Annotated in this window: 15 protein-coding genes; 7 read left to right on the top strand and 8 right to left on the bottom strand. The window is 69.1% G+C overall.

The features are described from left to right. Positions 1 to 10: 10 nt before the first annotated feature. From RPX00_RS29375 to glgC, 4 genes are all read left to right on the top strand, one after another. Positions 11 to 505: a universal stress protein gene (locus tag RPX00_RS29375; RefSeq protein WP_406630205.1), complete on the top strand. Its 495-nt coding sequence runs from the start codon at positions 11 to 13 to the stop codon at positions 503 to 505. Next, a complete protein-coding gene (locus RPX00_RS29380) occupies positions 502 to 1,263 on the top strand; it encodes a putative protein N(5)-glutamine methyltransferase (RefSeq protein WP_406630207.1) in 762 nt (253 codons plus the stop codon). The genes RPX00_RS29375 and RPX00_RS29380 overlap by 4 nt, the downstream gene beginning before the upstream one ends. A 66-nt stretch (positions 1,264 to 1,329) precedes the next feature. Continuing rightward, entirely contained in the window at positions 1,330 to 2,487 is a 1,158-nt protein-coding gene (gene glgA, locus RPX00_RS29385; RefSeq protein ID WP_406630209.1) for a glycogen synthase, read from the top strand. Next, positions 2,484 to 3,701, top strand: a complete 1,218-nt coding sequence (gene glgC, locus RPX00_RS29390) for a glucose-1-phosphate adenylyltransferase (protein WP_406643135.1) — start codon at positions 2,484 to 2,486, stop codon at positions 3,699 to 3,701. The genes glgA and glgC overlap by 4 nt, the downstream gene beginning before the upstream one ends. A gap of 165 nt (positions 3,702 to 3,866) precedes the next feature. Here glgC and RPX00_RS29395 read toward each other — a convergent pair whose 3' ends face one another. After that, complete coding sequence (locus RPX00_RS29395; RefSeq protein WP_406630211.1) at positions 3,867 to 5,072, bottom strand: glycosyltransferase; 1,206 nt, start codon at positions 5,070 to 5,072, stop codon at positions 3,867 to 3,869. A gap of 224 nt (positions 5,073 to 5,296) precedes the next feature. On the opposite strand from RPX00_RS29395, the gene RPX00_RS29400 reads away from it, so the two are divergent. The 3 genes from RPX00_RS29400 to RPX00_RS29410 all read left to right on the top strand — a co-directional run bounded on the left by RPX00_RS29400 (position 5,297) and on the right by RPX00_RS29410 (position 7,778). Beyond that, the gene (locus RPX00_RS29400; protein WP_406630213.1) at positions 5,297 to 5,962 is read left to right on the top strand and encodes an SGNH/GDSL hydrolase family protein; all 666 of its coding nucleotides are present in this window, start codon (positions 5,297 to 5,299) and stop codon (positions 5,960 to 5,962) included. A 227-nt stretch (positions 5,963 to 6,189) separates the two neighbouring features. Continuing rightward, positions 6,190 to 6,915, top strand: coding sequence for a GntR family transcriptional regulator (locus RPX00_RS29405; RefSeq protein WP_406630215.1), 726 nt, complete (start codon positions 6,190 to 6,192; stop codon positions 6,913 to 6,915). Positions 6,916 to 7,046: 131 nt separating this feature from the next. Beyond that, positions 7,047 to 7,778: a sulfite exporter TauE/SafE family protein gene (locus tag RPX00_RS29410; RefSeq protein ID WP_406630217.1), complete on the top strand. Its 732-nt coding sequence runs from the start codon at positions 7,047 to 7,049 to the stop codon at positions 7,776 to 7,778. A 35-nt stretch (positions 7,779 to 7,813) separates the two neighbouring features. Here the strand turns inward: RPX00_RS29410 and RPX00_RS29415 are convergent, their stop codons facing one another. The 7 genes from RPX00_RS29415 to RPX00_RS29445 are packed head-to-tail and all read right to left on the bottom strand — an operon-like array spanning position 7,814 to position 18,068. After that, positions 7,814 to 9,643 (bottom strand): exo-alpha-sialidase, encoded by a 1,830-nt coding sequence (locus RPX00_RS29415; RefSeq protein ID WP_406630219.1) that lies wholly within the window; start codon positions 9,641 to 9,643, stop codon positions 7,814 to 7,816. After that, the gene (locus RPX00_RS29420) at positions 9,640 to 11,646 is read right to left on the bottom strand and encodes a beta-galactosidase (protein WP_406630221.1); all 2,007 of its coding nucleotides are present in this window, start codon (positions 11,644 to 11,646) and stop codon (positions 9,640 to 9,642) included. Before RPX00_RS29420 ends, RPX00_RS29415 begins: the two co-directional genes overlap by 4 nt. After that, entirely contained in the window at positions 11,646 to 12,575 is a 930-nt protein-coding gene (locus tag RPX00_RS29425) for a dihydrodipicolinate synthase family protein (RefSeq protein WP_406630223.1), read from the bottom strand. Before RPX00_RS29425 ends, RPX00_RS29420 begins: the two co-directional genes overlap by 1 nt. Then, positions 12,572 to 13,531 (bottom strand): oligopeptide/dipeptide ABC transporter ATP-binding protein, encoded by a 960-nt coding sequence (locus RPX00_RS29430; protein WP_406630225.1) that lies wholly within the window; start codon positions 13,529 to 13,531, stop codon positions 12,572 to 12,574. The genes RPX00_RS29425 and RPX00_RS29430 overlap by 4 nt, the downstream gene beginning before the upstream one ends. Further along, positions 13,528 to 15,489: a dipeptide/oligopeptide/nickel ABC transporter permease/ATP-binding protein gene (locus RPX00_RS29435; RefSeq protein ID WP_406643137.1), complete on the bottom strand. Its 1,962-nt coding sequence runs from the start codon at positions 15,487 to 15,489 to the stop codon at positions 13,528 to 13,530. The genes RPX00_RS29430 and RPX00_RS29435 overlap by 4 nt, the downstream gene beginning before the upstream one ends. Continuing rightward, positions 15,489 to 16,448: an ABC transporter permease gene (locus RPX00_RS29440; protein ID WP_182892053.1), complete on the bottom strand. Its 960-nt coding sequence runs from the start codon at positions 16,446 to 16,448 to the stop codon at positions 15,489 to 15,491. Before RPX00_RS29440 ends, RPX00_RS29435 begins: the two co-directional genes overlap by 1 nt. 12 nt (positions 16,449 to 16,460) lie before the next feature. Beyond that, entirely contained in the window at positions 16,461 to 18,068 is a 1,608-nt protein-coding gene (locus RPX00_RS29445) for an ABC transporter substrate-binding protein (RefSeq protein ID WP_406630227.1), read from the bottom strand. Between the last annotated feature and the right edge of the window lie 173 nt (positions 18,069 to 18,241).

Here is an 18,241-nt window from a genome sequence, read left to right on the forward strand (position 1 = left end):
CGGCGACATAATGGGCCGGGTGGAGCAATTGGTCGAGGAATACGGACCCAGCTGGGACCCGGGCCCGTACGAACGGGGCACCGACGGACCGCGCGTGATCCTGGTCGGCGCGGACACGTCGCCGACCGGGCTGCGGGCGACGTCCTACGGCGGCGGGCTCGCCCGGCGCCAGCGCGCGCGGCTGGTCGTGGTGTACGTGGCCGCGCCGACGGTGTGGACCGGCCTCGCCGCGTCCGCGGTCGTCGACGTGCAGCAGCAGACCTTCGAGGAGGAGATCGAGCAGCTGCGCGCGGAACTGCGCGACCGCGCGGCCGACCTGCAGGTGCCGGTCACGTTCGTGGTCCGCCGCGGCGAGACCTTCCCCGAACTGCGCCAGGCCGCGCAGGAGGCGAACGCCGACATGGTGGTGGTCGGCGCGTCCGAGCAGGGCGGGCACCGGCTCGTCGGCTCGGTCGGCAACCGGCTGGTGCGCGCCGCGACCTGGCCGGTCGTCGTGGTGCCGTGAGCGACGGGGCCTTCGAGGACGTCGTCGCGCGCTTGCGGGCCGCCGGATGCGTGTTCGCGGAGGAGGAAGCCCGGCTGCTGCTGGGCCAATCGGGCGACGTGGCCGGGATGGTCGAGCGCAGGGCCGCCGGGGAACCGCTGGAGTACATCCTCGGCTGGGCGGAGTTCGCCGGCCGTCGGTTCGCTGTCGCGCCGGGCGTCTTCGTGCCCCGCCATCGGACGGAGCTGCTCGTGCGGCTGGCCGCCAGGTTCGCGCGCGGCACAAAGGTGGTGCTCGATCTGTGCTGCGGTTCCGGTGCGCTGGGCGCGACGGTCGCGGCCGAGGTGCCCGGGATCGAACTGCACGCGGCGGATGTCGAGCCCGCCGCGGTCGAGTGCGCGCGGCGGAACGTGCCTGGTGAGGTCTACCAGGGCGACCTCTACGCGCCGCTTCCGCCGGAGCTGCGCGGCCGAGTGGACGTGCTGATCGCGAACGTCCCGTACGTCCCGACCGGCGACGTCGCGCTCATGCCGCCCGAGGCGCGCGACCACGAACCCCGCGTCGCGCTCGACGGGGGAGCGGACGGCCTTGACGTGCTCCGTCGCGTCGTCGCCGAGGCTCCGGAATGGCTCGCGCCTGGCGGGCATGTGCTTTTCGAAGCCAGCGAACGCCAAGCCGAAGCCGCGGCCGTCGAGGTGCGGCGAGCGGGGTTGACCGCGTTCGTGGAAGAGGATGACGAACTCGGCGCGACCGTCGTGGTGGGACTGCGCGAACTCTGAGCGGCTAACCGGATTCGCCCGCTTTCCGTACTGCGTGCGGCCGGTCGGGACGTCTAGGGTCGACGCATGAAGGTCGGCCTGCTCACCCGGGAGTACCCGCCGGACGTGTACGGGGGAGCGGGGGTGCACGTCGAGTTCCTGGCGCGGGAACTGCGGTCGCTGGTCGACCTGGACGTGCACTGCTGGGGTCCGGACCGGCCGGACGGCGCGCACGGGCACCGCGACGCGCACGGCTACGTCCAGCCGGCGTTCGCCACCATGGACATCGCGGTCGCGATGGCCGACGCGCTCGCCGGCCACGACCTCGCGCACAGTCATACCTGGTACGCGAACCTCGGCGGCCATCTGGCGAAACTCGCGCACGGCATTCCGCACGTGCTCACCGCGCATTCGCTCGAACCGCTGCGGCCGTGGAAAGCCGAGCAGCTCGGCGGCGGCTATCGCGTGTCGTCGTGGATCGAGCGCGAGGCGTACGAGGCGGCGGACGCGATCATCGCGGTCAGCTCCGGCATGCGACGCGACGTGCTCGCCGCGTATCCGAACGTCGACCCGGCGCGGGTGCACGTGGTGCGCAACGGCATCGACACCGAGCTTTACCAGCCTGATCCGGACACGGACGTGCTTGCGAAGCACGGCATCGACCCGAACCGGCCGTACGCGCTGTTCGTCGGACGGATCACGCGGCAGAAAGGCGTGCCGCATCTGGTGCGCGCCGGGGCCGCTCTGGATGAAGACGTACAGCTGATTCTGTGCGCGGGCGGCGCGGACACGCCGGAGCTGGACGCGGAGTTCCGCGGGCTTGTCGCGCAGCTGCAGGAAAAACGGTCCGGGGTGCACTGGATCCCGGAAATGCTGCCGCGCCGCGAAGTCGTCCAGTTGCTGACGCACGCGCTGGTGTTCGTGTGCCCGTCGGTCTACGAGCCGCTCGGCATCGTGAATCTGGAAGCGATGGCGTGCGGGACCGCGGTGGTGGCCAGCGACGTCGGCGGCATCCCGGAGGTGGTCGCCGACGGCGAGACCGGCGTGCTGGTGCATTACGACGAGACCGAGCCCGGCGCTTTCGAGGCCGGGCTCGCGCGCGGGATCAACGACCTGGCCGCCGACCGGGCCCGCGCCGCCCGGATGGGCCTCGCCGGACGGGAGCGCGCGGTGGGAGAGTTCGGCTGGGCAGCGATCGCCGCCGCGACGGTCGGGGTGTACGAGGCGTGCGGGAGGGTTTCGTGATCGACGGTTCCGATGTGCTGGGCATCGTCCTCGCCGGCGGCGAGGGCAAACGGCTGATGCCGCTCACCACCGACCGCGCGAAACCCGCGGTCCCGTTCGGCGGCGTGCACCGCCTGATCGACTTCGTGCTGTCCAATCTGGTGCACGGCGGGATCCGCCGGATTTGCGTGCTGACGCAGTACAAATCGCATTCGCTGGACCGGCACATTTCGACGACGTGGCGGCTGTCGTCGCTGACCGGCGAGTACGTCACGCCGGTGCCCGCGCAGCAGCGGCTGGGCCCGCGCTGGTTCCAGGGCAGCGCGGACGCCATCCACCAGAGCCTCAACCTCGTGCACGACGAATCGCCCGCGTACATCGCGGTATTCGGCGCGGACAATATTTACCGGATGGACCCGCGGCAGATGATCGACGCGCACATCGCGTCCGGCGCGGGCGTGACGGTGGCGGGAATCCGCGTGCCGCGCTCCGAAGCCCGGTCATTCGGCGTGATCCGCACCGAGGACGGCACCAAGATCGACGCTTTCCTGGAGAAACCCGACGAACCGCCGGGCCTGCCGGATGCGCCGGACGAATCGTATGTGTCGATGGGCAATTACGTGTTCACCACGCAGGTGATGCTCGACGCCCTGCACGCGGACGCGAAGAACCCGGCGTCCAAACACGACATGGGCCGCGACATCATCCCGGCCCTGGTGGAAAAATCCGAAGCGGCGGTCTACGACTTCAGCGGCAATGTAGTGCCCGGCGAGACGGATCGGGACCACGGCTACTGGCGCGACGTCGGAACGATCGACAGCTATTACGACGCGCACACGGATCTGATTTCCACCCAGCCGATTTTCAACCTGTACAATCGGAAATGGCCGATCCTGGCCCACCCCGGCCAGCGCGCGGCGGCGAAGTTCGTGGAGGGCGGCACCGCGACTCAGTCGATCGTGAGCAACGGCTGCATCATTTCCGGGGCACAGGTGGTGGATTCGGTGCTGTCTCCCGACGTTTTCGTGGAAAACGGCGCGGTAGTACAGGGTTCGGTACTGCTGGACGGCGCGAGGGTGGGTCGTGGCGCGGTAGTACGGCGCGCGATCCTGGACAAGAACGTCGTCGTCCCGCCAGGAGCCCACATCGGCGTGGATCTAGCGCGAGACCGCGGCCACTACCACGTCAGCGATTTCGGAATCGTGGTGCTGGGCAAGGGCGAAACCGCGATCTAAACAGCCACCCACGCACCCAACAAGCGGTGCACCCAGCCCTTCCCCCGCACCCCGATACGAAGCCTCCCTGCGGTTCGGGGGTGTTTGTCAAGGCATCTTTCCCGCCTTGACAAACACCCCCGAACCGTCAGCACACTTGGGCTTCGGGGTGCCCCACCGCAACCCCTACCCGGCGCGCAGCGCCGCAATCACCCTCTCAACAACCACCGCCGGACTGGGCTGCGCAGCCATCTCATCCCGCACCTCCGCCGCAGCAACCCGGAACGACTCATCCTCAAGCAACTGCCGCACCAGCTTCCGCACCGTGTCGACGTCCACAGTGGCCGGATCATGACTGACCCCGACCCCGCGATCGACCACCCGCTCCGCCGACATCGGATTATCCGCGAAACTCGGCAAAACCAACTGCGGCACCCCGTAAAACAACGGCGCGGCAGTAGTCCCGGACCCGCCGTGATGGACAATCGCGGAACACCCGGGCAGGAACACCGACAACGGCAAATAACCCACCGACCGCACATTCTCGGGCAATTCGCCCAGCTCGCTCAAGTCCGTGGTCCCGGCCGCGAGGACGACCTCGACGTCCATCTCGCCGAGCGCGTCCAGCACCACCTTCAGGCTGCTGATCCCGGACATCACCGGCACGACCGTGCCCAGCGTGACCGCGACGCGCGGCCGTTCAGCCTTCCGCAGCGCCCATTCCGGAAGCACCGAACCGCCGTTGTAGGGCACGAACTGCATCGGCCACCAGGGCACGCCGTCGCGGTCGTCGGCGTACTCCTCGTCCGCGCGCAGGCCGCCCATGCTCGGCGCGCGCGGGTCGATGCGGGCGAGGACGTTCGGCGGTGCGTCGCCGAGGCCGAGTTTCTCGCGCATCAGGGCGATGAGGTCGCCGGACAGGAAGTCCTCGTGCTCGGAATGCCAGGAGACGTCGCGGGCGGACCACGAGATCCGATTGCCGACCTCGAGCGCGGGCACGCCGAGCGCGACCGCGGCGAGCGGGCCCGCCCCGTGGTCGGACGGGTACACGACCAGGTCCGCGCCGAACGCCCGGCCCGCCTCGATCGTGCCCGCGGTCATCGCGGCGGTGAACAGCCCGAACGGGCCCCGGTGCTGCCGGGCGATCCGGTATTCCTCGGGCTCGTCGGGGTCCGGGCCGGTTCCGTCCTTGACGCCCGCCAGCAGGTCGGTCCAGATGTCGCGGCCGGGGAAGACGTCGCAGACCGGGAGACCGGCCCGCGCGGACACCTCGGCGATCTCGGACGTGGTGGCCAGCAGCACGTCGTGCCCGGCGGCGCGGGCCGCCCAGACGAGCGGGATCAGCGGGAGGGTGAGCCCGTAGCCGGGCGCGGAGGCGAACAAGATCTTCACGTCCCCGAGACTGCCAGAACCGCATCGGTCCCCGCATCCCGGATTCCGTTTCCGCACACCGGTAACGCGCGGGGCGGCCGCGGCGACAGATCCGCAGATCGTCTCTCCCGGAAAGGCCCGGTCCCCATGCGAAGATCCCGTATCGCGGCGTTGCTGACCCTGGTCGGCTTCGGCATCGCGTTGTCCCCCGCCGTCGCCGCCGACGCGGGCCAGACCAGCACGTGGTGCACCAAAAAGAGCAGGTCGCGATCATCGGCACGTCGGCCGACACCGGCTACGGGACCACGGGCTATCAGTCCACTACGGACACTTACGCGCCCACCACGTACGGCTGGACCACGAAAATCGCCAACGACCTGCGTGCCGAATGGGGCACCACGACGAAGAACTACGCGCACAACGGCGCGATGGCCGCCGACTACCTCCCCGGCGGCCGCTGGCCCGACACCACCGCCGCGCTCGGCGACATCGCGCAGCGCCAGCCCGACCTGGTGCTCCTCGACCTCGGCGGCAACGAGCTGATCGCGCAGATCGACCCGGCGGTGTTCAAGGCGAACCTCGGCAAGGTCATCGACACCATCCGCGCCGCGCGGCCCGGGGTGGACATCCTGCTGTCGATCTACGCCGAGCTGAAGTGGACGCCCAACCCGTGGGGCGGGCAGACGCAGAAGTACTTCTGGCCGCAGTACGCCACGGCGATCTACCAGACGGCGGTCGCGAAGGGCACCGCGCTCGTGGACCTGCGGCAGTACATCCCGCCCGCCGGTTCGGCGAATCTGCCCAATCCGAGCCCGTGGCTGGCGGACAACATCCACCTGAACGACGCGGGGAACCTCGCCGAGTACGGCATGTGGTGGGGGTGGACGTCCAGTCTCGGCAGCATTTGCTGAGGAGGTCGGCGTCCGCGTGCGGCGTTCGGGAAGAACGCGAACCCGTCCGCGCGGACCCCGAAGACGGTCATGATTCCTCCCCTGACGGCGAGCTTGCCGCGGGTGCCGCAGGCTCCGGGTGGCGGAACGCGCGGACGGGCCGCCATCGGCGCTGCTCACGGCGTTTCCGCAGGTCAATGTGGGTGGCGTAACCTCGGCGTAATCAAAATCCGGGTAACGTCGCCGGCGTGGCGACTGAGCGGCGGAGGGCGGAGCGGGCCCGCGAGACGGCGGACGGACTGCGGCAGCGGATCGTCGCGGGCGAGGTCGGCGAACTGTTGCCGAGCGAGCGGGAGCTGGGCGAGTGGTTCGGCGCTTCGCGGAATGTCGTGCGGGAAGCGCTGGCGTTGCTGCGGGACGAGGGGCTTGTCGAGCGTCGGCAGGGTGTCGGGACGTTGGTGGTGCGCCCGAAGTACGGGCATGGTCTCGACCAGCTGACCGGGCTGGCGGAGGCGCTCGAAGGGCACGGCGAGGTCGTGAACGAGGTGCGCACGGCGGAGGTCGTCGCCGCGCCGCCGTCGGTGGCGGAACGGCTTGGGCTCGCGGCGGGGGAGAAGGTCGTGCACCTGGAGCGGGTCCGTCGCCTCGGCGGGGCGCCGTTGTCGCTGGACTCGACGTATCTGGTGGCGGATCTGGGGATTCCGTTGCTGGAGAAGGACTTGGCGCACCGGGATCTGTTCGCGCTGCTGGAGGAGACGAACGGGATCCGGCTGGGGCGGGCGGAAGTCGAGGTGCACGCGGTGTCCGCCGGGCCGGATACGGCCGCGTTGCTGGACGTCGCGCCGGGGACGGCGGTGTTCGCGCTGGACCGGTTGACCCGGTTGCCGGACGGGCGGCCGGTGGACGCGGAGTGGCTGCACATCCGGGCGGATCGGCTGACGCTGCGGGCTACGTTGCATCGCGGTGCCGGGTGATTGTGGCTGAGGAAGCCGGTTTGTGACGCGGTGATGTCTTGCCGTGCGGTGATTCTGCGCGGGTTTGACGACCGCGCGGCGCACGGGCAGTTGCCGTCGCGCTGTTTGGTGACTTCGTAACAAGGTTGGGAGTGGTTGTGCTCGTCGCGCTCATGGTCACCGGGTTGCTGGCCGGGATCGGGATCACCGCGGTCGGGCCGGGCGGGGTGCTGGCGACGGTCGGGTTGTTCGTCTTCACGTCGCTCTCCCCGGCGCAGGTCGCGGGGACGGCGATCGTCACGCATGTGGCGACCGGGATTCTCGGTAGTGCCGCCTTTGTCCACTCCGGACAGTTGAAAGAGCCGGGCACGCGGCGGGTGGCGGGGGTGCTCGCGGCGGTCGCCGTCGTGGGGACGCCGTTGGGAGTGCTGCTGAATTCCTGGGTGTCGGCCAAGGCCTTCGGGATTGTGCTCGGCGGGTTCGCTTTGATCGTCGCGGTGTTCGTCGGGCTGAAGGGCCGGGAGCGGCCGGTGGGGTTGCCGCTCGCGGGAGCGATCGGGGCCGGGGTCGCGGTGGTGGCGGGGCTGGTCGGGGTCGGCGGGCCGATGCTGGCGGTGCCGTTGCTGGTCGTCGCCGGGATGCCGGTGCTCGGGGCGCTCGCGGCGGCGCAGGCGCAGTCGGTGGTGATCGCCAGCGTCGGCACGGTCGGGTACGTCCTGCACGGCGCGGTCGACTGGCGGCTGGCAGCGGTTGTCGGGATTCCGGAGCTGGCCGGAGTATTGATCGGCTGGCGGATCGCGCACGCGCTGCCGACCAAGACGCTCAAGGCCGCGCTGGTCGCGGTGCTCGTCGGGATCGCGCCGTATCTCGCGTTGCACGGCTGAAGCCGGGTGGCGAACACCCGGCTTCAGCCACGGAGTTACCGGTCGAAGGGAAGTTCCATGACCGCGCCTGAGACTGGCTTTCCGGCGCGGACGGTGGTCAAGTCCGCAGTGGACAGTGCCCGCCGGTAGAGCCGGGCGTCGTCGAGCGAGCCGGTCAGGTGCTGGGCGCCGTCCAGGCGTTCGCCCAGCCACAGCTGGAACGAGACGGTTTGGGTGACCGAACCGGGGGAGTCGGGGCCGGAGGCGGCTACGGTGCCGTCGACGATGATGCGGAGCTGGCCGCCCGATCGCTGGAGGGCGATGTGGTGCCATTTCTGGTCGTCGTAGGCCGATTGTGTGGTAACCGATTTGCTTCCGGCCGAGGTGGTCATCATCGCGATCAGACGGTGCGACGCGGGTTCGGCTCGCAGCCACAGCTGGGGCGCGGTGGAGCCCATGCCGCCGAGCCACAGGATCGGCTGCGGGTCTTTCACCGCGCCGTACTTGACCCAGGTGGAGAAGGTGAAGTCGCCGGAGCCCACCAGTTGCGCCGGCGAGTACGGGACGCGCACGAAGCCGTTCTTGAGCTGGACCGCTTTGCCGAACTTGCCGGAAGCCAGACTGGCGTCGCCGAGGATGCGGGCGGGCTGTCCACTTGCGACGTCTGGAGTGGACACTCCGGGATCGCGCTTCCAGCCTAGGTAGTTCTCGTCGAAGCGGGCGAAGCGGATCTCGTCGCGGGCGTCTACGGGACCGCCTTCGTACAGCAGGCCGATTTTCGCGTTTCGGTCCTGCGGGCCGCTCAGCTGGACCAGGTCGGAGTAGCCCGACCAGTCTGTCGTGACTCGGGTGCCCTGCTCGGCGGTTTCCCAGGTGCGACCGTCGTCATAGGACGAACGGATGGTCATCCAGCGCCGTCGGTCGGTGTCCGCGGGGGAGGCGAAGAGAATCCGCTTGCCGCCGGGACGGTCGAGGCGCAGCAAGGAACCCTGCACCATCGGGGTGACGAGGTCGGGGATGGTGGTGAAGCGCTGGGCGAAGGTCTGGCCGCCGTCGCGGCTCAGCGCGTAGTCGCGGTTGCCGATGTCGGTGCCGCTTTGTTCGCGGCCGCCGGCGTAAATGGTGCCGTCCGGCAGTTCCACGACGCTGACTTCCGACGGTTTCTGCGTGAAGGTGCCGCCGACCGGATGCAGGTAGTTGTCGACCGCGCCGACGTGCCAGGTCGAGCCGCTGTCGTCGCTGTAGATGAGTCCGGCGTAGTTTTCGACGGAGTTGGTTCCGTCGCTGCGTTCGGCGTTCACGCCGAAGACGAGCCGGCCCGCGTGCTGGCCGCGCTGGAGCTGGATGCCGTGCACCGGGCCCGAGGCGTACCACGAATCCCAGGCTGGGAGTTTGGCTTGCGCGCTGATGTCGACCGGTGCCGACCAGGTACGGCCGTCGTCGGTGCTGTACTGCGAGTGCGGGGTGCGCGGGCACGGCACGTCGCAGCCCTTGTCGTCGGTGCGGCCCTTGTTGTACGTGGTGATCAGGACGATCCGGCCGGTTTTAGCGTCCACAATGGGCACTGGGTTGCCGTGGGTGTCCCCGCCGCCGCGGTTCACCACCTGCAGCGGCGACCAGGTGGTGCCGCCGTCGGTCGAACGCTTCAGGACCAGGTCGATGTCGCCGGTGTCGCCGCAGTTGTCCTTGCGGCCCTCGGCGAAGGCCAGCAGCGTGCCGTGCGTGCTGCGGACGATCGCCGGGATGCGGAAGCAGGCGTATCCTGTTTCCTGGTGCGGGTTGAAGAGCGCTTTCTGGTCGAACTGAGGGGCGGCCTGTGCCGCGCCGACGGGAGCGAGGAAAGCCAGCAGCACGAATGCCAGCACCACGCGGAGGGCGGTTCTCATCTGGTCTCCGTTCCGAACTGTCCGGAAAGGACGGCCACGCCGTGCGCGGCCAATTCCACTTCGGACGATGGCTGGGCGGGATCGGTGAGCAAATCTGTACCGGGCGAAGGAAGCGAAACCGTGACGGGATGCGCGTTGTGGTTGAGCAGGAACAGGTAGTCGTCCGCGCCGTGCCGCACGATCGCCTGGACACCGTCCGGAAGGCCGGAGAGCACCGGGGAGACTCCGGCGTCGGCGGTGATCCGGTCGAAGAGGGTCCGCATGACGGCCGCGTCCGGGCGGGTGCCGAGGTACCACGCGACGCCGGAGCCGAACTCGTGCCGGGTGATCGCGGGGCGGCCCGACAGCGGGCCTTCGGCGAAGGTGGCGACGACGTCCGCGCCCTCGGTCTCGATCCATTCGGACCAGATCGTCGCGCCCACGGAGGCGCCGTCGAGGTCGAGGGTGGTGGAACCGCCTTCGGGCAGCGGCCAAAACTCGTCGACGACCAGGCCGAGAATGTCGCGCAAGGGAGCGGGATAGCCGCCGGTGTACACCCGGTCGTTCTCGTCGGCGATGCCGGAGAAGAACGACACCACCAGGTGCCCGCCACCCTCCACATAGGAGCGGAGGTTGGCGGCGACCGCACTGTCCATCAGGTACAGATTGGGCACCACGACGAGCTTGTATCCGGACAGATCCTGCGCCGGGTGCAGGACATCGCAGGTGACGTTCGCGTCGAAGAGCGGCGCGTAGTGCGCGAGGTGCGTTTCGAGCTGGTCGAGGTCATCTGAGGGATGCGAGTTCAGCTCCAGCGCCCACCAGTTGTTCCAGTCGTGCAGGAAGGCGACGTCGGCCCGTACCCGGGATCCGGCGATCTGCTGCACTGTGGACAGTTCCTGGCCGAGATCGCGGACTCCGCGGAAGGTACGGGTCTCCGCGCCGCCGTGCGGCACCATCGCGGAGTGGAACTTCTCGGCACCGCCGGAGGTTTGCCGCCACTGGAAGAACAGCACCGCGTCGGCTCCGCGCGCGATCGCTTGCCAGCTGTCCAGTCGCATCGTTCCCGGCGGCTTCGGGCCGTTGCGGGTGCGCCAGTTCACCGCGCTTGGCGCTTGTTCGAGCAGCAGCCACGGCTGACCGTCCTTAAGGGACCGGACGAGGTCGTAGGCGAACGCCGCTTCCACGTGCGAGCGCGGATCGTGCGGGTCCGGGTAGGAGTCGAGGCTCACCACGTCCTCGTGCTGAACCCACCGGTGCCAGTCGAGCGACTTCTGCACCCGGCCGACGAAGTTCGTGGTCACCGGGACGTCCGGGGTAATGCGAGCGAGCACCTCGCGCTCGTTGAGATAGCAGCCGAGCGACGCGTCGGAGGAGAACCGGTGGAAGTCCAGCTGCTGCGCCGGGTTCGGGAAAGTCGGCGCGACCCGCGGCGGCTGCACCTCGGCGAAGTCGGAATACCGCTGCGACCAGAACGTCGTGCTCCAGGCTTCGTTCAACGCCTCGATACTGCCGTAGCGTTCGGTGAGCCAGCGCCGGAAGTCCACAGCGGACTCGTCGCAATAGCAGGCGCGGATGTGGCAGCCGAATTCGTTCCCGATGTGCCACATTTCCAGCGCCGGATGTCCGGCGTACCGCGTAGCGACCTTTTCCACCAGCCGCGCAGCGTGCTCGCGGAAAATCAGGCTGGACGGGCAGAATTGCTGCCGCGCGCCGGCGGAAAGCCGGGTGCCGTCCGCGCGTACCGGCAGGATTTCCGGGTGCTGGTGGGAAAGCCACGGCGGCGGCGAGGCTGTCATGGTGGCGAGACAGGCGCGGACCCCGCCGTCGGCGAGATTGTCCATCACCGTGTCGAACCAGCCGAAATTGAATTCGCCCGGCCGCGGTTCGACCTGCGCCCAGGAGAAGATCCCGACGGTCACCATCGAAACCGAAGCCTCGGCCATCAGTTTCAGGTCTTCCGCCCACACGTCGGGCGACCAGTGCTCGGGGTTGTAATCCCCGCCGTAGTACAGACGGTCCATCAGAGGAGACCCGCTTCCGCTAGCTTTCCCTTGATCTGCAGGAGTTCGTCGTCGTTGAGGGGGAGTTGCGGCGGTGCCATCACCGCGTTGTCGATGAACCCGCGCATCTTCATCGACGCCTTGAACGCGCCGAGCGCGGCCGAACCGCGGCCCATCCGGTGCGGCGGCGCGACGTCGGTGATGCTGAACAGCGTCAGCAGCCGTTCCTGCTCGCGCCGCGCGGCCTGCGGGTTGCCGCCGCGGAAGTGGTCGTAGATCAGCACATAGCCGACCGGGTCGACGTTGCCGAGGCCCGGCACCGCGCCGTCCGCGCCCTGCGCGAGCGCGGCGTCCACGAGGAGTTCGGAGCCGGTGAACACGGCGAACTGCTCCAGACCGCGCTCGCGGCGGGCCTGCAGCACCATCCGGAAGCCGGCCTCGTCGCCGCTGGAGTCCTTGAGCCCGGCCAAAACGCCGTCCGCGGCCAGGTTCAGCACCATGTCGCGGTCGAGTTTGGTGTGCACGGCCATGGGGATGTCGTAGGCGAAAATCGGCAGCGACGTCCGCTCGTGCAGCAGCCGGAAGTGCCGGTCGATTTCCGCGACGTGCGTGCGGGTGTAGTACGGCGCGGTCACCACGATGGCGTCCGCGCCGGCCGCTTCGGCGGTCTTCACGTGCTCCGCGACGCGCAGGGTCGTCATGTCGATGCAGCCGGCCAGCACCGGGACCCGGCCGGCGACCTGGTCGACCGCGGTTTCGACGGTGATCCGCCGCTGGTCGTCGGGGAGGAAGGCGACCTCGCTGGACGAGCCGAGCACGAAGATCCCGTGCACGCCGGCGTCGAGCTGGAAGTCGATGTGCCGCCGCAGCGACGCGGTGTCCACCGTGAAATCGTCGTGGAACGGCGTGCACAGCGGCGGGATGATGCCGGCGAACTGGGGCGCAGTCATGAGGAAGTCACTCCGATTTCTGGGTGGATGCAGCGGTAGGTGTGCTCGTCCGGCCCGGACTGCGGTGGCAAGGCGAGAGAGCACTCGTCGGTGGCTCGGGGGCAGCGCGTGTGGAACGGGCAGCCGGGCGGCGGCGCGGTGGCCGACGGCACGGGTCCACTGAGGACAATCGGTTCCACCGGGTGCAGCAGGCTCGGCGTCGCCGAGAACAACGCGCGGGTGTACGGGTGATGCGCGTGGTGCGGCAGTTCGGCGGCCGGGGCCTGTTCGACGATCCGGCCGAGGTACATCGTCACGATGCGGTCGCTCATCCGGCGCACGGTCTGGATGTCGTGCGACACGAACACCATCGCGAGTTCGAGCTGTTCGCGCAGTTCCAGCAACAGGTTCAGGATCTGCGCGCGCACCGAAACGTCCAAAGCGGACGTTGGCTCGTCGGCCACCAGCAAGGCTGGCCGCAGGGCGAGCGCACGGGCGATCGCGACGCGCTGCCTCTGCCCGCCGGACAGTTGCGACGGCAGCGCATCGGCCACACTGGACGGAAGGCCGACGAGGCCCATCAGCTCCCGGACCCGCTCGGCGCGCTCCTCGGCAGTGCCGACCTGGTGCACGTCGAGCGGGTCACGGAGGATCTTCGCGACCGGGAGCCGCCGGTTCAGCGCGGTGGACGGGTCCTGGAAGATCATGCCGACGGTGCGGCCCAGCTCGGCCGAGCGCAGCGCGGACAGCGGCTGCCCCGCGTACCGCACGGTGCCTGCCGTCGGCTTCTGCAGCCCGACCAGCACTTTGGCCAAAGTGGACTTTCCGCAGCCGGATTCCCCGACCACGCCGACGGTTTCGCCCTTCGCGATGGACAAGGTCGCGTCGGTGAGCGCGTACACCTTGTCGTGTCCGAAAAGGCTCGAACCGCGGATCTTGTGCACCACGTGCACGCCGTCGACTTCGACGAGGCTCATGCCTGCGCTCCTTCCGTCAGGACCGCGACCGGGCTCTCGGCGGGGTAGTGGCAGGCGACGAGATGTCCGTTGCCCGACGGTTCGGGTGCGACCTCGAAGCAATGCCCGCGCGCGGCGGGACACCGGCTGGCGAACCGGCAGCCGGGCGGGAAGTCCGCCGGAGCGGGTACGACGCCCTTGATCTGGGTGAGCGTCGCTTCGTTTTCCTCCAGCGACAGCACCGCGCTGAGCAGGCCGCGCGTGTAGTGGTGCTGCGGCGCGCCGACGACGGCCGCGGTCGCTCCGGTCTCGGCGACCTGCCCGCCGTACATCACCACGACCCGGTCGGCGATGTCGGACACCAGCGCGAGGTCGTGCGAAACCAGCACCAACGCGAAGCCCAGTTCCTCCTGCAACCGCAGCAACAGGGCCATGATCTGCGCCTGCACGGTCACGTCGAGCGCCGTCGTCGGCTCGTCCGCCACGATCAGTTTCGGGCTCCGGGACAGCGCCATCGCGATCAGCACGCGCTGCCGCTGCCCGCCGGACAGCTCGTGCGGGTACGCCCGCAGCGTCCGGCCCGGATCGAGGTTGACCAGTTCCAGCAGCTCTTCCGGCGTGCGGGTGCCGCCGCGCCGGGTGAACTGCTTGAGCTGCGCGCGGATCGTCATCGCCGGGTTCAGCGAACTGAGCGCGTCCTGGTACACCATCGCCAGGTCGTGCCCGAGATGCCGGCGGCGGGCGCTCGGCTTCATGGTGAGCAGGTCGTCGCCCGCGAACCGGATCTCGCCGCTGAGCCGCGCGGCGTCCGGCTGCAGGCCCATGATCGACAGCGCGGTGAGCGATTTCCCGCAGCCCGATTCGCCGATCAAGCCGAGCACCTCGCCGGAACGGACCGAAAAGGACACTCCGTCGACTACGTTGACGCCGTTGTGCCGGTCCGGGAACGAGATCGCGAGATTCTTCACCGCCAGCACGGTTTCCCGGCCGGACAGATCCCTCGCCTTGGCCGCCAGCCGTTGCCCGGCCTCGCGCAGACCACGCAGGGGCAGCACCGCTGGAGCGGTCTCCGGGGCCAGTTCGATTTCTTGCGCGGCTTCGGCCGCCTTGGCGGTGCGAGCCGACGGCGCGGCCCACGCGTCCGAGATGCCCTCGGAGAGAATGTTCAACGCCAGCACGGTGATCAGGATCAGCAGGCCGGGGAACAGCGTCGCCCACCAGCCGCCGGTCAGCACCAGGTCCTTGCCGTCCGACAGCACCGAACCCCACGACGGGTCGGGCGGCTGGATGCCCGCGCCGATGAACGACAGCGACGCCTCGAAGACGATCGCGTCGGCGACGGTCACCGTGCAGTAGACGAGGATCGGCGCGGCGCAGTTCACCGCGACGTGCCGGGCGAGGATGAACAGCCGTTTCGCGCCGATCACCCGTTCGGCCGCGACGTAGTCCTCGCCGTACTGCGCGAGCACGTTCGCCCGCACCACCCGCGCCACCGGGGCCATGTTGAGGAAGCCGATGGCGAGGATCAGCACGAGGATGCCGCGCCCGAACACCGCCACCAGCACCGCGGCGAGCGCGATGCCGGGGAAGGCCATCAGCACGTCGAGCACCCGCATGACCAGGCCGTCGACCCGGCGGCCGGACGTCGCCGCGAACGAGCCGACGAGGACGCCCGCGACCAGCGCCAGCAGCGTCGCGCCGAGGCCGATCGCGAGCGACCAGCGGGTGCCCGCGACGAGCCGGGAGAAGATGTCGCGGCCGGACTGGTCGGTGCCGAACCAGTGCGCCGCGCTGGGCCCGCCGGTGTCGGTGCTGAGCACGTCCGGGTTGTGCGTGGCGACGGCGGTGCCGAGGACCGCGACGAGCCCGAGCACGATCAGCACGCCCAGCGCGATCCACGAGGACAGGGGAAGCCGCCGGAACCGGACGCCGGGCCGCGAAAGCCGGGCGGTGAGGCCGGGGCGGAGGACTGGGCGCATCACGAGCGGCTCCGCAGACGGGGGTTGGCGACGAGGTACAACACGTCAACAATGAGGTTGACCAGCACGAACCCGGCCGCGATGGTGATCACGAAGCCCTGCACCTTGGCGGTGTCGCCGTCCTGCACGGCCTGGATCATGTTCTGGCCCATGCCGGGCAGCGCGAACATCGTCTCGATCACCACCGCGCCGCCGAGCAGGTAGCCGACCCGCAGGCCGAGCACGGTCAGCGGGTTGACCAGTGCGTTGCGCAGCACGTTCCGGCCGACCACGACGACCGGCGGCAGCCCGCCGCCGCGCGCGGTGCGCACGTAGTCCTTGTCGAGTTCCTCGACCATCGACGTCCGGATCACCCGGGTCAGCTGCGCGGCGACCGGCGCGGACAGCGCGATCGCGGGCAGCGTCAGCGAGTTCAGCCAGCCGGAGAAGGAATCCGCCGGGCTGACGTAGCCGCTGGTGGGGAAGAGACCCTTGCCGACGGCCAGCCACTGCACCAGCAGCAGCGCGATCCAGAACGCGGGCGCGGCGACCCCGGCGAGCGTCACGAAGCGGATCAGGTGGTCCGGCCAGCGGCCCCGGAACAGCGCCGAGGTCACGCCGAGCACCACCGACACGACGAGCGCGAGCGCCAGGCCGAGCAGGGTCAGCTGCACGGTGAGCGGGAGCGCGGTGGCGATGGTCTGGCCCACCGGCTCCTTGGTGATCACGCTCGTGCCGAAGTCGCCCTGCAGCAGGTGCCACACGAAGTGCACGTACTGCAGCGGCAACGGGTCGAGCAGGCCGTTCTGCTCGCGGAACTGCTGCAGCTGGTCGGCGGTGGCGTTGGCGCCGTTGAACGCGGCCATCGCCGGGTCGACCGGCGAGAACCGCATCACGATGAACACGAACAGGATCACGCCGAGCAGCAGCGGGATCAGGGCGAGGATGCGACCGGCCAGCATCCGCACGACGACTGTCACTTGCGTCTCCCGTCAGACCGGTTTGGCCTGGTTGAGGTAGATGCCCGGGTAGCCCTGGGCGCGCACGCCGGAGATCGCCTTCGGATCCCACGCGGTGCCCATTTGCGTGAAGACGACCGGGTAGATCACCGCCTGCTCGGAAATCTGGTCGAGCAGCTGCTTGTACAGCCCGTTCCGCTTGGTCTCGTCGGTTTCCGCGGCGGCCCTGTCCTGCAGCGCCAGCAACGCGTTCGTGTCGTCGCCGCTCCAGCGCGCGTACCTCGTCATGAGCACCGATTGCGCGTCGTAGTAATAGCGGATCAGCAGGTCCGGGTCGTTGCCGAACTGGAGCGGGTTGTTCGTGGTGGCCACGACCTGGAAGTCGTCGCCGTTGTCCAGTTTGGAGAACAGCGCCTTGGTGTCCTGGGAGTCCAAAGTGGTCTGCACGCCGATCGCGTCCCAGCCCTCTTTGATCACCTTCACGCAGTCGAGCACCAGCGAGGTGTTCGTTGTGGACAGTGAGATCTTCAAGCCGCTGACGCCCGCTTCGGCGAGCAGCTGCTTCGCCTTCTCCGGGTTGAACTCGAAACTCTGCGACGCCGGCTGCGAACCGGGGAGCTTGGGGTTGATGAACGACGTGCCCGCGGTTCCGGTGCCGCGCAAGCCGATCCCGATCATCTTCTTCTTGTCGATCGCGTAATGCAGCGCCTGGCGGACCCGTTTGTCGGCGAACGGCGAGTGCTTGGTGTTGAAGAGGAGGAACAGGTTGTTGCCGCCGTCGGCGAATTCGACCGTGCGGCCCGCCTTGCGCAGCTGCTCGGCGTTGGCCGGCGGGATGTTCTCCGCGATCTGCGCGTCCGGCTTCGCCCCGGAGATCGCCGCTACTCGCGGCGCAGAATCCACAATGGACTTCCAGAGCATCTTGTCGTACGCGGCCGGGCGCGGGCCGTTGTAGTCGGCGAACTTCTCGAACGTGGTGTGCGAAAGCGGGGCCTGTTCGGTGATCTTGTACGGCCCGGAGCCGACGACCTTGCCCGCGGCGGCGGCCTTCCAGTTGTTCTCGAACACGTGCTTGGGCACGATCTTGCAGATCTGGATCCGCTGCAGCGCGTACGGGAACGCGAACTTCAGCGTGAACTCCACGGTCTTCTCGTCGACCTTGGCGACCGACTGCAGCCACTGCGAGAAGAAGCTGTGGATGAGAACGTTTTCTTTGGGATCGAGGACGCGGGCGTAGGTGAACACCACGTCGTCGGCGGTCACCGGCTTGCCGTCGTGCCACTTCGCGCCGTCGCGCAGTTCGAAGCGCAGCTTGGTGCTCTTGAGGTCCGCGGGCAGCGCCTTCGCCAGGCCGGGGAAGGGTTCCCGGGTGACCGGATCGCCTTCGACGAGCGATTCGTAGCTGTGCAGGATGGCCGCCATCGCGAACGCCGACGCGGTCTGCAGCGGGTCCCAGGTCTGGTTGTTGCCGTACCCGATCACCGCGGTGACGGAACCGGACGAACTGCCGGTCTTGTTGGTCGACGCGGGACCGCCGCACGCGGCGAGCGTCGACGAAACCGCTGCGGCAGCCCCGGCGAGGCCGGCGTAGCGCAGCAGTGCGCGCCGGTTGAACTGAGTCCCCATGGCGGTTCGGGACATGGCGTCTCCTGACTTGATGCGGTGTTCCACCCAGAAAGCATCGAGAAGTAGGACGTGGGACGTCCTATGACTTGCCGGAACCCTAAGTCTCGTTCCCGCCCCGGTCAAGAGGCTTGTTCCCACCCGCGCGGGTGCAGCGGCACCAGCCGATCATGACGTAGGATGTCCTCCGA

Source organism: Amycolatopsis sp. WGS_07 (assembly GCF_045278895.1).
GTDB lineage: Bacteria > Actinomycetota > Actinomycetes > Mycobacteriales > Pseudonocardiaceae > Amycolatopsis.

Excerpts from the sequence above, each read along its gene's own strand:
- RPX00_RS29375 (WP_406630205.1), top strand. The coding sequence starts at position 11 with ATGGGCCGGGTGGAGCAATTGGTCGAGGAATACGGACCCAGCTGGGAC.
- glgA (WP_406630209.1), top strand. The coding sequence starts at position 1,330 with ATGAAGGTCGGCCTGCTCACCCGGGAGTACCCGCCGGACGTGTACGGG.
- RPX00_RS29415 (WP_406630219.1), bottom strand. The coding sequence starts at position 9,643 with ATGAGAACCGCCCTCCGCGTGGTGCTGGCATTCGTGCTGCTGGCTTTC.
- RPX00_RS29420 (WP_406630221.1), bottom strand. The coding sequence starts at position 11,646 with ATGGACCGTCTGTACTACGGCGGGGATTACAACCCCGAGCACTGGTCG.
- RPX00_RS29425 (WP_406630223.1), bottom strand. The coding sequence starts at position 12,575 with ATGACTGCGCCCCAGTTCGCCGGCATCATCCCGCCGCTGTGCACGCCG.
- RPX00_RS29430 (WP_406630225.1), bottom strand. The coding sequence starts at position 13,531 with ATGAGCCTCGTCGAAGTCGACGGCGTGCACGTGGTGCACAAGATCCGC.
- RPX00_RS29435 (WP_406643137.1), bottom strand. The coding sequence starts at position 15,489 with ATGCGCCCAGTCCTCCGCCCCGGCCTCACCGCCCGGCTTTCGCGGCCC.
- RPX00_RS29445 (WP_406630227.1), bottom strand. The coding sequence starts at position 18,068 with ATGTCCCGAACCGCCATGGGGACTCAGTTCAACCGGCGCGCACTGCTG.